This window comes from Rhodopila sp. (genome assembly GCF_035548095.1).
GTDB lineage: Bacteria > Pseudomonadota > Alphaproteobacteria > Acetobacterales > Acetobacteraceae > Rhodopila.
In genome coordinates this window covers 21047-33798 of the sequence record NZ_DASZUV010000017.1, presented here as the reverse complement: position 1 = coordinate 33798, position 12752 = coordinate 21047, and the positions used below count along the sequence as shown (strand labels likewise).

Sequence of the window (12752 nt, the reverse complement as noted above, 5' to 3'; positions counted from 1 at the left end):
GGTGACCGGCCGTGACGGCGGTGCCGATCTGCGCCCGATCGGCAACAGCCCGGTGGTGATCCTGGTGCGCCCGCAACTCGCCGACAATATCGGCGCCTGCGCCCGCGCCATGGCGAATGGCGGATTGTTTCACATGAGACTGGTTGCCCCGCGCGACGGTTGGCCGCAGGAAAAGGCCTGGCGCAATGCGTCCGGTGCCGACCGGCTGCTGGATGCCGCCACCGTCCATCCCACCGTCGCCGACGCGGTGGCCGATCTGCACCACGTCTTCGCCACCTGTCCGCGCCCGCGCCATATCGTCAAGCCGGTGCTGACCGCCCGCGGCGCGGCGGCGGAACTGCGGCTGATCACCGGTCGTGGCCTGCGCGCCGGCATCCTGTTCGGCCCCGAACGCGCGGGGCTGGATAATGACGATATGGCCCAGGCCGACACCCTGGTCCGCTATCCGCTGAACCCGGAGTTCATGTCGCTGAACCTGGCCCAGGCGGTCATGGTACTGGCCTATGAATGGTGGACCGCCGCCGACGGGACACCGCCGAACGTGCTGGTGACGCATGAGAGCCCGGTGGCCGACAAGGCGGCGCTGGAGAATTTCCTGGTGCATCTCGTCGACCAGCTCGACGCCTGCGGCTTTCTGCGGAACCTGCCGAAGCGGCCGGGCATGATCCGCAACCTGCGCCATCTGTTTCAGCGCGGCGAGGTGACGGAGCAGGAGTTGCGCACCCTGCATGGCGTGGTCACGGAGCTGGCGATCGGCCGGCGCCGCCGCGGCAGGCTGGAGCCCGAGGACGCGGACCCAAGCCGGGACGGTTGACCAGCCCAAACCATGACAGGGTCAGGTTGACCCTGTCATGGTCCATCACCTCTTTGATTCAAGTTTGATTCAAGAGCGCGATTCACGCCTTCCAACCGCCGGCTTCAGGCGATCGCGGTCCAGCGTCATGCCGGCTCGCCGTCCCCATGGCTCGAAGCGTCCGTCCCTGATATCGTTCCCCATCCAACCCGAGGGGAGAAGCGATCCATGGACCTGGGACTTCAGGGCAAGAAAGCCATCGTCTGCGCCGCCAGCAAGGGCCTCGGCCGCGCCTGCGCCATCTCATTGGCTCGGGAGGGTGTGGACCTCGTCATCACCGCCCGCACCGCCGCCGACCTGGAGGCCACGGCCGCCGAAATCCGCCAGATGACCGGCGCCAAGGTGACGCCGGTGGCCGGCGATATCTCCACCGAGGAAGGCCGAGCGGCGGCGCTGCGTGCCTGTCCGGCGCCGGACATCCTGATCAACAACAATGGCGGGCCGCCGCGTGGCGATTTCCGGGAATGGGACCGCGATGCCTGGATCAAGGCCGTCGACGCCAACATGCTGACGCCGATCTTTCTGATCAAGGCGGTGATCGACGGCATGATCGACCGGAAATTCGGCCGCATCGTCAACATCACCTCGGCATCGGTGAAATCGCCGATCCCCGAACTGGGCATGAGCAACGGCGCCCGCGCCGGCCTGACCGGTTTCGTCGCCGGGCTGGCGCGCCAGGTCGCGCGCCACAACGTCATCATCAACAACCTGCTGCCGGGCCCGTTCCTGACCGACCGGTTGCGCGGCGGCTTTCAGGAGGCGGCGAAGAAGACCAATCGTTCCGTCGATGAGGTGGTGCAGGAGCGTCTGGCCAACACGCCGGCGGGCCGGGCGGGTGACCCGGCGGAGTTCGGGGATGCCTGCGCCTTTCTGTGCACCGCCAAGATCAGCTTCATGGTCGGCCAGAACCTGCTGCTGGACGGCGGTGCCTTCAATTCCTCGATGTCGTAACGAACAGGCGTATCGGCGGCATGAACAGGCGTGCCGGCGGTATAAACAGGCGTGCCGGCGGCGGGACGGGACCGCCGGCCGCGCGATCATTCCAGGGTCGCGTCCAGCGTGATGTCGGCGTTCAGCACCTTGGACACGGGACAGCTCGCCTTCGCCTCGCCGGCCAGCTTCTGAAACGTTGCATTGTCGATACCGGGCACCTTCGCCTTCAAGGTCAGGTGAACGGCGGAGATCTTGAAGCCGCCCGGAACCTGGTCCAGCGTCAGCGTGGCGTCGCAGTGCAACCGTTCCGGCGGGTGACCGGCGCCGCTGAGCTGGAACGCCGTGGCCATGCTGAAACAACCGGCATGGGCGACCGCGATCAGCTCCTCGGGGTTGGTACCCTTGCCGTCGCCGAAGCGCGCGTTGAAGCCGTACGGCGTGTCCTTCAGCGTGCCGCTCTGGGTCGTCAGGCTGCCGGTGCCTTCCCTGCCGGTGCCCCGCCATTCCGCCGAGGCATGACGCTTGATTGCCATGGTTCCGTGACTCCTTGAAGCTACCCGGCCCCGGCCTGGGCAAATCCTGATCTGGCCGGCGACGATTTTGGCCAGCGACGATTTTGGCCAGCGACGATTTTGGCCAGGACGATATTGGCCAGGAAGATATCCAGCCGGGGACGATGCTGCGACATATGGGCGGTCCGATGGCGCGCGGCAGCCGCCTCACGGACGCGTGATGAGGCATCGCGGATGGCAACGCATCATCGCGCCTGCCTCCCCGCCGCGCGTTGACAAGCCGGGACAGCCCGTCTTCCATCGCCGGGACGGGAGGAACCGCCGGCAATGTCGATGCTGACGGACTATACGGGCTACGCCGACGCCCAGCGCGAATTCAGCAGTGCGCGCCTGTGGGATTTGTTTGATGGCAATCGTGACCGGCTGAACATCGCGCATGAATGCGTGGACCGGCATGCCGAACCGGGTCGGATGGCACTGCGCATCGCCCATGCCGACGGATCCGATGAAGCGGTCACGTTCGCCGAGCTGTCGGCCTGGTCATCGCGGTTCGCCCATTGGCTTGCCGCCAAGGAGGTACAGCCCGGCGACCGCGTGGCGATCATGCTGGAACCATCGCTGCTGTTCTACGCGGCCTTGTTCGGCGCGATGAAGCGCGGCGCGGTTGCGGTGCCATTGTTCACCCTGTTTGGTCCGGACGGCGTGCGGCTGCGGACGCAGGACTGCGAACCGCGCCTGCTGTTGAGCACACCGGACAAGGCCGCGTCACTGAGTGACGTGAACGGCCCGCGCGTCGTCGCCGCCGATGCCGGCCTCCTCGCCCGGCTTGGTGCGTTTCCGACACATTACGAACCCGCCACCACTGCCAGCGACATGGCGATATTTCAGTACACATCCGGCACGACGCGGGCGTTGCCAGAGGCGGTGCGGCATACCCACAGGGCCATCGTGGTGGTGATGAACGCGGCGCTGTACGGCACCGGGCTGCGGCCGGGGGACCGGTTCTTCTGTCCGTCCTCTCCGGCCTGGGGGCACGGGCTGTGGCACGGCACGCTGGCGCCGCTGGCGCTGGGCATCGAAACCGGCGCCTATAGCGGAAAATTCGACGCGGACAGGCTGCTGCGCGCCTTGCGGTCCTATGGCACCACGAACCTGTCGGCGGCGGCGACCCATTACCGCCTGTTGAAGGAAACCGGGCATCTGGAGGATGCCGGCCTGGCCTTGCAAAAAATGTCCTTCACCGGCGAGCCGATCGATTCGGAAACCGCGCGTTCCGTGCGGGATGCCTTCGGCATTCCCCTGTGCAGCATGTATGGCACGACCGAAGTCGGCGTCGTGCTGGCGAGCTACCCGGGCGCCGAGGATTTCGTCGTGCGGGAGGGGGCCCTGGGCAAACCCGTCCCGGGGGTCGAGGTCCAGGTGCAGCGGCCGGACGGATCACCCTGCGACCCGGGTGAGCCTGGTGAGATCAAGGTGCTGCGCCACGGCGCCTGGTTCGCCACCAGGGATCGCGGTTGGGTCGACGCCGACGGTTACGTGTTTCACGCGGGCCGCGCCGACGACGTGATCATCTCCGCCGGCTGGACCATGAGCGCGGTGGAGATCGAGGACGCGATCCGGGCCCATCCGGCCGTGCAGGACGTCGCGGTGATCGGCGCGCCGGACGCGCTGCGCGGGCTGGTCGTCAAGGCGTTCGTGGTGCCACGGCCGGATCATCCGGCGAACGACGATACGGCCGGCGCGATCCAGGCGCTGGTCCGCGCGCGGCTGAGCCAGCATGAATATCCCCGGCGGATCGTCTTCGTTGACGACCTGCCGCGTACGCCGGCCGGCAAGGTCAATCGCAAGGCGTTGCGCGATCAGGAAGACGCGGCGCAACAGACACAGCCAGTCTGATGAGGCAAGCATGACCGTTCCGTCCGCGCGCCGGTTTCCAGCCATCACCGATCAGGCGCTGGACGCGTTGCGGACCCGTATCGGCGTGCCGATCGAGAACTCGCTGGAACCTTGGTGCCATGAGGCGACACGCGACAACATCCGCCACTACGCGCACGGCATCGGCGACGACAACCCGCTGTGGTGCGATCCTGCCTATGCCGCGAAAACCCGATTCGGCGGCCTTGTCGCGCTGCCGAGTTTCCTGTTTGCAACAAGCCGTATCGTGTCGGGCTATGTCGGCGGCCTGCCGGGCGTGCATGCGATGTGGGCCGGCGCCGACTGGACCTGGCACAAGCCGGTCCGCCGCAACCGGCAGATCACCACCGAGGCCTGGCTGAAGGATCTGGTGGAGCATGACACGAAATTCGCCGGCCGAGCGGTGCAGCAGATCTATCATGTGCGGTTTTTCGACGATACGGGCGATCTGCTGGCCGAAGCCGACAGCTGGTGTTTTCGCACCGATCGAGACCATGCCCGGGAGCAGGGCACCAAATACGCGGACGTGAAGGCGCGGCCGCCGCGCGTATATACGCGGGACGAACTGCAGCGCCTGTATCGTCTTTATGAGTCCGAAACCATTCGCGGCGCGGTCCCGCGCTACTGGGAGGATGTGGCCGAGGGCGAGGCGCTGCCCACCATGGCCAAGGGCCCGATGACGGTGACCGGGTTCATCGCCTATGCGCAAGGCTGGGGCGGGCTGTACATCCGCGCCAACAAGCTGGCCTGGCGCCAGGTCAACCACCACCCCGGCCTGGGCATCGAGAACCGCTTCGGCATCCCCGATTGCCCGGAGCGGGTGCATTGGGAAGCGGATTTCGCGCTGATGGTGGGGGCGCCGGGCGCCTATGATTACGGGCCGGAGCGATGCTCCTGGCTGACCCACCACCTGACCAACTGGATGGGCGACGACGGGTTCCTGCGCAAGGCATCCTGCAAGATTCGCCGCCACAACCCCGAGGGCGATCTGTTGTTCATCGACGGCAAGGTGGTGCGCCGCTATGTCGAGGCGGGTCGCCACCTGGTGGAGATCGAACAGTCCGCCAGGAACCAGGACGGCGAACTCTCCGTCCTGGGCAGCGGAGTGGTGGAGCTGCCCTCGCGTTCCGGGACGTGCTCCGGCGGGTGACGCCGGTCGTGCTCTATGGCGAGCGGCGGGCCAGCAGCCGGTAGACGATCAGCAGGATGATGGCGCCGACAACCGCGCCGATGAAGCCGGCCGCCTGGTCCGGACGATACCAGCCGATCGCCTGTCCCAGATAGGTGGCCACGAAGGCGCCGACGATCCCCAGCAGGGTCGTGACGATAAAGCCGCCCGGATCGCGTCCCGGCATCAACAGTTTCGCAATGACGCCGACGATGAAGCCGATCACGATGGTTCCAATAATGTGCAGCACGGCTGCGATATCTCCCTCCTTGCAAGTCTGTGGCGCCCCGGGACGCCGCCGCGGGCCGGTTCAGGCCGTGGCCGTAAAGGATGGCACGTCCCGGCGTGGCCGTCGCGCTTGTGCTTCCGTTGCCGGCCTGTCACCGGCGGCGGCTTCCCGTGCTGCTCGCCAGAAACGGGGTTCGGCGTTGACGGGATCAGACCGCCCGGCTCATCATCGCGCCGTCTTGCGACGGCGAGCGTAATTCAACGCCTCCACCGCCGCCGAGAAGGCCATGGCGGCATAGATGTAGCCCTTCGGCACGTGTACCCCGAACCCGTCCGCCACCAGGGTCATGCCGATCAGCAGCAGGAAGCTCAGCGCCAGCATGCGCACCGTCGGATGGCGGTGGATGAAGCTGGAGACAGCCGAGGCGCCGGCGAGCATGACGCCCATCGCGATGACGATCGCCGCCACCATCACCGGCACCTGGTTTGCCATGCCGACGGCGGTGATCACGCTGTCCAGCGAGAACACGATGTCCAGCAGGCCGATCTGAACGATCGTGGTCCAGAAGCGCGCCGGCGGGCGGCCGGTTTCGGCCTCGTGCTCATCACCCTCGATCGTTTCGTGGATTTCGGTGGTGCCCTTATAGAGCAGGAACAATCCGCCCGCGAACAGGATGACATCGCGCCAGGACAGCCAGGCGAGGGCGCCGCCGAAGATCGGCTCTGTCAGCCGCATGATCCAGGCGATGCTCAGCAGCAGGCCAAGCCGCAGGACCAGCGCCAGCGACAGGCCGATGGCGCGCGCCTTGGCGCGCTGCGTCTCGGGCAGGCGGTTGGCCAGGATCGACAGGAACACCAGGTTGTCGATCCCCAGGACGATCTCCATCGCCGTCAGGGTGACCAGGCTGGCCCAAAGACTCGGGTCGCTCAGAACGAGCATGACGTCGTGATATCCCTGATGCCGAGGTCAAAACAACCAGGCGGCTCGGGCGGCCGGAGGCTTGGGCGCGGCAAGGCGCCGAACCGGCGGATGGAGGCATGACACGGGGTGGATGGTCGACACGAGCGACTCCTGCATGGCGGTTCAAGACGCCGCGCGGGGACAGGGTCGGAAGAAGGCGGCCGGGCCATCTGCCGCTCGCTGCGCAGCGCGCGGTGATCCGACATCGCGAGGTTGACCGGTTCCGTGACCGGCGTCCTGCCAGAGGGGCCCGGATCGTATCGTTGGTGCCCAGATGGTCACGGGCGGGGCGGGTTCAAGGGCGCGCGTCTGTGGAGGCGCCGTTACCGGGACCGCCGCCATTTTAATCTCTCCTTTACCGATTGGCTTTACCAAGGGCCCGCCTTGACCACCCGCTGCCGATAGGACCCGGAATGAGACGCCCTTCATGGAACCCGCTTGCACTGTCCATCCAGGCGCGGCTGCACGCCGCCACCGTGGCGGCGCTGGCGGCGGTCGCGGCCGTGCTGTTCACCGTATACGGCGCGGCCAGTGCCCAGCTGCTGGACGCACGCACGACGATGCTGCGTGCCATCACCGACTCCGCCGTCGCGATCGCGGCCGGCTACGAACAGGCCGCCCGCAACGGCCAGATGACGGAGCAGGAGGCCCAGGCCGCCGCGGCCACCGCGATCGGCCATTTGCGATATCTCGGGCCGGAATATGTCTGGATCAACGACATGCAGGCACGGATGGTCATGCATCCGGTCAGGCCGGACCTCAACGGCCACGACATGAAGGATTTCGCTGATCCGAACGGCAAGCGCCTGTTCGCCGCCATGGTGGACACGGTGCGCGACCGTGGTGCCGGCGCGGTCGACTACCTGTGGCCCCGGCCGGGCGCCCAGGAACCTGTTCCCAAATTGTCCTATGTGCAGGGCTTTCAGCCCTGGGGCTGGGTCATCGGCACCGGCGTCTATATCGATGATCTGATCGCCGCCCGCCGCCATCTGGCCTGGGTGATGGTCGGGTATGGCGCGATCGTGCTGACCCTGGTGGGCGCGGTGATCACTTGGCTGGCGCGCAGCGTGGCGCGGCCGGTTCGCCGCCTCGTCGATGCGACGGATCGGCTGTCCGCCGGCGAGCTGTCGGTGGCGATCGCCGGCGAGGACCGCGCGGACGAATTCGGCGCGCTGGCGCGGGCGCTGGCCGCACTGCGCGACGCCGCGCAGGAGCGTGTAAGGCTGGAGCGCGCCGCCGAGGCGCAGCAGGCGGACCGGAACCGCCGGCAGGTGGCGATGGAGCATCTGACCCAGGAGTTCGGGTCGGTGGTGGCCGGGGTGCTGGCGCGCCTCACTGCCGCGGCGCGGTCCATGACCGAAACCGCTCAAGCCCTGGCGACCGCGGCGCGGGAAACCCAGGCCAATGCGGCGGAGACGGCAGAGGGGTCCGCCTCGTCCTCCGCCGATCTCAGCACGGTTGCCGCCGCGACGGTGGAGTTGTCCGCCAGCGTCGATGAGATCGCCCGGCAGGTGACGACCGCCACCGGCGCCACGCGAAACGCGGTGGAGAAGGCATCGGAAAGCGATCGCGCGTTCATCAACCTGATCGAACTCGCGTCGAAGATCGGCCATGTCGGCTCCGCGATCGCGGCGATTGCCGATCAGACCAACCTGCTGGCGCTGAACGCGACCATCGAGGCCGCGCGCGCCGGAGAGGCCGGAAAGGGCTTCGCGGTCGTTGCCGGGGAGGTCAAGGCCCTGGCCGCCCAGACGGCGCGGGCGACCACGGAAATCCGCCAGGATGTGGAGGCGATGACGGCGGCGACCGAGAATTCGGCGGCCGCCATCCAGGCGGTCAACGGAGCGATCGACCAGATCGATGCCGTCGCGGCGGCGATCGCCGCCGCGATCGAGCAGCAGGGCGCGACGACGCGCGATATCGCCGCCAATGTGCAATCCGTGTCGCATATGGGCGAACGCGCGGCCGCGGCCATGGCGGCCGTGGCATCGGCGGCCGACCGCACCGGCGGCATGAGCCGGTCGATGCTGGCCGCGGCGCGAGAGATCGGCGACGTCTCCACCACGCTGCAGTCCGAGGTCGAGCATTTCCTAGCCGCCATGGCGCGCGATGACGGGGAGCGCCGACGCTATGAGCGCGTGTCCGGGCAGCGCACCGAGGTACAGGTGGCAATTGACGGGGCGTCCCCCAGGCGCGCCGTGATCCTGAATATCTCCCGCGGCGGCGCGGCGCTGCAAGGCCTGACGGAATGCGAGGCCGGCACCCCGGTTCAACTGCGGGTCGAGAGCGTTCCGGTTGCCATGGCTGGACGCATCGTGCGCGGCGCCGACGGGATAACGGCGCTGGTATTCAATCAGGACACCGAGACGCTGCGTGCCGTGGACGCGGTGCTGGACCTGCTGGCCCGGCACGAGGCGCGGCCGCAGGCGGCTTGAGCGGGGCCGGACTGTGCCGTCACATCGGCGGCAGGCGCCTGGTGACGCAGAGCGTGCCGCCGCCCCACGGGACCAGGCAGGTCATCTTCACGCCGGCACCGCCGGTGATGATCAGGTGAATGTCGTCTGCCGTCCGGGCGACCGGCCGGCTGGCAAGGCCGGCATCTCGCAGGAAGGTCCTGGCCCGCCCCAGTGTCCAACCGCCCTTCGCCAGCACGTCGGCCATCTCGGGCGGCAGCAGCAGGAACTGCTCACCAAGCTCGCGCTGCCGTCCACCGGAGCCGGCGTTCAGCCCGCCTTGCATCGCCGCCAGGGCCGGGCGCAGCACCGCCTCGGGCGTGGCGGCGCCGGCCTCGGGCAGCACCTCGATCGTGCCGGACAGGCCGATCACCGTCACCGCGCTGGCGGCCGGCGCCAGGCCGCGCCGGACGGACAGGGGCTCCGCCAGCGGATGTGCCGCCTCGGCGAAGGCCATGCCGTATTTCGCCGGCTGGCCCATCGTTGCCATATCGCCGACGGGCGGGCGGGCGCCGCCGATATTCGTCAGTACAAGGCGGAGCGCGCGGCCGATGCAGGCATTCGCGCGGTTGCCCGGGCCCAGGCAGTTGCTGCCGGCGTTCATGCCCAGTGCCGTGGTGGCAGGGCCGTGCACCAGCACCGCGGCGGTCGGCGTCCCGGTCGTGGTCTGGATGCCCAGCAGGTTGAATTCCGGCTCCAGCGTCGCCAGCGTGGCTTCCAGCACCACGGGAAACTCGGCCGGATGGCAGCCGGCGATCACGCAGCACCAGGCGACGGCCCGGGCGGTGATCTCCCCGAACAAGGGCGGCATCACGCCGAAGGTTTCGCTTGGGTCACGGCCGGCCAGCATGGCGTCCAGCCGCGCGCGCGTCGGCGGCACGATCGGCAGGCCGTCCGCCAGTTCCGCGTCCAGCAGTGCGGCCTGCGCCGTCTCCCAGTCAGCGTCGGACGCGAACAGCGGCGCATCGCGGTCCCCGACCGGAATGACCTCGGCGCTCATCCGGCCGGGGGCTTCACGCGGATGGAAATCGCCGCGGTGCCGCCGAAGGAGGGGATCCACGCCGAGTGCTTGCCCGCCCCGCCCGCCACCGCGACATGGATGTCGTCCGGGGTTGGCGCGACCCGGTAGAAGCCGTTTTCCGGCAGGTGCCCGGATTCCTGGTAGATCTGATGGTTCTCGGGCGACACCTGGTCCACCGGCACCCGCGCGGTGTCATAAAGGAACTGCTGGATCTGCTCCACCGTCCAGCTGTCCCGCGCCAGGGTTGCCGCGTGTTCGGGGCCGAACACGATGAAGAACGGTCCCTTGGCATAGATCGTGTTGGCGGCCGGCGAGGCGATACCGCCGGCGAAGGTGGTCAGCAGGCCCTTGCCCGTGGTGCTGCCATGGTCGTTCAGGTTGTGGTTGGGTTCGGCCGACATCACCGTCACCACGCTGTCCGCGGCATCGAAGCCGTGACGGACGTGGTAGGGGGCGAAGGGGCTTTCCTCCTCGTTCTCTCCGAAGCAGAACGTGTATTTCGCCGGTGAGCCGAAGGTGGAGCGGTCCATCACGGCGGGCTTCGCCCCGCCCACGTTCAGCAGGATCAATTGCAGTGCCCGGCCGATCGCGGCATTGGCCCGCCAGCCCTGGCCGAAGCAGTTGGTGCCGCAGTTGATGTTCAGCGCCTGGCGCAGCGGACCGTTCACCATGATCATCGGTGCGCAGGAATGCGTCGTGGCCAACGAGCCGTGCAGATTGTAGTCGGCTACCAGCACGCCGCGCAGCGCCGACAGCACCACCGGGAAATAGGCCGGACGGCACCCCGCCATAACCGCATTGGCGGCCAGGCTTCGCAACGTCGGAATCACTTGGCGCGGCGTGATGGCGGGAAACGGTTCATTATCGCCACGCGCGCCGTCCATCATGCGCGCGACGGCATCCTCGGTCGGCACCACCAGGGGCAGGCCATCCGTCCAGCCCTGAGCCTCGACATACTCCGCCCACGCATCGGCATCCATCTCCGGGACATCGAGAAGCTCGGCTTCGGCGGTATCGGACATGCTGCCTCCGTCACGCAAAGGGCGATCATGGAAAGGGCCGCGAGCCCATCCGCCCGCGGCCCCCGATCGACTTGGAAGGGCCTACCCCTTCATTTCCAGCTTCAGCCCCTCAAACGCGGTGTCGATCCGCTCCCGCAGCTCGGCCGCATTCAATCCGCCGACCGGATGCTTCACCACGATCAGGTGCGGCTCCAGCTTGCGCGCCTTCGCCTGGGCCAGGACCAGCGGCCGGAACGTTTCCGTGGCGATCACCACCCCGGTCAGTCCACGCTTTCTCAATTCGATGCTGTCGTGGAAACTCCACGATGAGCAGGACCCTCAGTCGCCCAGCGCGAGCAGCGCGATGCGATACTTGCGCGCGACTTCGTTGATCATGTCCGGCGGCGCCGGCTGGCTGGCGCTGCCCTTCGCGATGTAGTCGATATTGTCCACGCGGCGGATGGCGGCCAGGCGATCACGCACGCCTTCGAGCAATTCCCTCGCGTTGGGCTTGTTGTTCGAGAACAGGATGATCGGATCGTTGGCCCAGTCGACAAGGCCGGCGGTGGCCATTCCCTCACCTTGCGGCGCGATCCCATAGCTGGGATTGACGATGCGCATGCTGCGTTCCTCTCCAACGCCCACATCTCAGCACCGGTGCGGGCGATTTGCCAAGAGGGGCATGCCGAACAGACTCGCCCAGACTCGCCGAACCGGGTCGCGCCAAAGCCGGGCGTCAGGCAGAGCCGCGCTGCAACCAAAGCGGCGCTGCAAAAAGGCGGCGCAGAAAAAGGCGCAGAAAAAGCGGCGGCTCAGGGGTCGAGCGAGGCGCAGGCCGAGGACGCGGCGCCACGGCCATCCCGCATGGCGGCCGCCAGGGTGCGCGGGCTGCCCGCGCGGGCGTCACCGGCGGCGAACAGGTGCGGCAGGCTGGCGCATCCCCCGTCATCGGCGACCAGCCTTCCGTCGTCGTCACGGGCCAGCGCGTCCGGTGCAAAGCCCAGTCCGGGGCGGCGGCCGGTCTGAATGAACACGACCTCGGTCGCGATCGTAACGGCCTCACCGGACGCAAGCCGGACGGTGACTGCGGTCAGGCCGGGTGTCCCGTCCATCGCGACGATCCGGCCATCCAGCACGGTCGCCCGGTCGATCGCACCGCCCAAGGCACGGCCCGCGGCATCGTCAGTGCCGCCCTGCGTGATCAGCGTGACGCGGGACGCGGAGGTCAGCAGGTCCGCGGCTTCCTGCCGGGCCCAGCGATCCGATCCGGCGACCACCACCGGGCGTCCGGCGTACAGGGGGCCGTCGCAGGCGGCGCAGTGCGACAGGCCGCGCCCCTCATACTCCGCCTCCTGCGCAAGACCCAGCGTGCCGGGCTGCAGGCCGACGGCAAGGATGACGGCCCGCGCGGTGTGGGCATCCTCGGTGGTGCCGACATGCCAGAGCCCGTCGTTCCGGCGAAGCGACGTGACCTCGGCGATCGCCAGTTCCGCCCCGGCGGTGACCACCTGTTCCAACAGCCGGCCCGCGAGGTCGGGGCCTGCCAGGTCTTCCTCCAGGTCATGCAGCGGGCCGAGATTCATCAACTCGCCACCGGCGCCCATGCGGTCGATGACCAGGCAGGACCGGCCGGCCTCGGCACAGGCCGCGCCGGCGCTGAGGCCGGCGGCCCCGCCGCCGACCACCACCACGTCCCAGGCGGCCATGT

General features: G+C 68.3%; 12 protein-coding genes. 5 read left to right on the top strand and 7 right to left on the bottom strand.

The window, feature by feature from the left end:
* Position 1: 1 nt before the first annotated feature.
* Positions 2-814: an RNA methyltransferase gene (locus tag VHC04_RS13570; protein ID WP_325682070.1), complete on the top strand. Its 813-nt coding sequence runs from the start codon at positions 2-4 to the stop codon at positions 812-814.
* A 207-nt stretch (positions 815-1021) separates the two neighbouring features.
* On the top strand, positions 1022-1804 hold the full coding sequence (locus tag VHC04_RS13565; RefSeq protein ID WP_325682068.1) for an SDR family oxidoreductase: 783 nt from the start codon (positions 1022-1024) through the stop codon (positions 1802-1804).
* A gap of 86 nt (positions 1805-1890) precedes the next feature.
* Here the strand turns inward: VHC04_RS13565 and VHC04_RS13560 are convergent, their stop codons facing one another.
* Positions 1891-2319 carry an OsmC family protein gene (locus tag VHC04_RS13560; RefSeq protein ID WP_325682066.1) on the bottom strand — a complete coding sequence of 143 codons (429 nt, stop codon included), beginning with the start codon at positions 2317-2319 and terminating at the stop codon, positions 1891-1893.
* Between the two features lie 306 nt (positions 2320-2625).
* Here VHC04_RS13560 and VHC04_RS13555 point away from each other — a divergent pair, with 306 nt between their 5' ends.
* Both VHC04_RS13555 and VHC04_RS13550 read left to right on the top strand, forming a co-directional pair.
* Positions 2626-4194, top strand: a complete 1569-nt coding sequence (locus tag VHC04_RS13555; protein WP_325682064.1) for an acyl-CoA synthetase — start codon at positions 2626-2628, stop codon at positions 4192-4194.
* A gap of 10 nt (positions 4195-4204) precedes the next feature.
* Entirely contained in the window at positions 4205-5362 is a 1158-nt protein-coding gene (locus VHC04_RS13550) for an FAS1-like dehydratase domain-containing protein (RefSeq protein ID WP_325682062.1), read from the top strand.
* 13 nt (positions 5363-5375) lie between these two features.
* On the opposite strand, the gene VHC04_RS13545 is transcribed toward VHC04_RS13550, so the two are convergent.
* Together VHC04_RS13545 and VHC04_RS13540 are read right to left on the bottom strand one after the other, a co-directional pair.
* Positions 5376-5630 (bottom strand): GlsB/YeaQ/YmgE family stress response membrane protein, encoded by a 255-nt coding sequence (locus VHC04_RS13545; RefSeq protein WP_413789115.1) that lies wholly within the window; start codon positions 5628-5630, stop codon positions 5376-5378.
* A 204-nt stretch (positions 5631-5834) separates the two neighbouring features.
* Positions 5835-6548, bottom strand: a complete 714-nt coding sequence (locus VHC04_RS13540; protein ID WP_325682060.1) for a TerC family protein — start codon at positions 6546-6548, stop codon at positions 5835-5837.
* Between the two features lie 434 nt (positions 6549-6982).
* On the opposite strand from VHC04_RS13540, the gene VHC04_RS13535 reads away from it, so the two are divergent.
* Positions 6983-9004: a cache domain-containing protein gene (locus VHC04_RS13535; protein ID WP_325682058.1), complete on the top strand. Its 2022-nt coding sequence runs from the start codon at positions 6983-6985 to the stop codon at positions 9002-9004.
* 19 nt (positions 9005-9023) lie between these two features.
* Here VHC04_RS13535 and VHC04_RS13530 read toward each other — a convergent pair whose 3' ends face one another.
* The 4 genes from VHC04_RS13530 to VHC04_RS13510 form a co-directional block, all read right to left on the bottom strand.
* Complete coding sequence (locus tag VHC04_RS13530; RefSeq protein WP_325682056.1) at positions 9024-10022, bottom strand: hypothetical protein; 999 nt, start codon at positions 10020-10022, stop codon at positions 9024-9026.
* Entirely contained in the window at positions 10019-11065 is a 1047-nt protein-coding gene (locus tag VHC04_RS13525; protein WP_325682054.1) for a hypothetical protein, read from the bottom strand. Before VHC04_RS13525 ends, VHC04_RS13530 begins: the two co-directional genes overlap by 4 nt.
* A gap of 81 nt (positions 11066-11146) precedes the next feature.
* The gene (locus VHC04_RS23165) at positions 11147-11617 is read right to left on the bottom strand and encodes a UGSC family (seleno)protein (protein WP_422662676.1); all 471 of its coding nucleotides are present in this window, start codon (positions 11615-11617) and stop codon (positions 11147-11149) included.
* Positions 11618-11856: 239 nt separating this feature from the next.
* Positions 11857-12750: an NAD(P)/FAD-dependent oxidoreductase gene (locus tag VHC04_RS13510; RefSeq protein ID WP_325682048.1), complete on the bottom strand. Its 894-nt coding sequence runs from the start codon at positions 12748-12750 to the stop codon at positions 11857-11859.
* Positions 12751-12752: the final 2 nt, after the last annotated feature.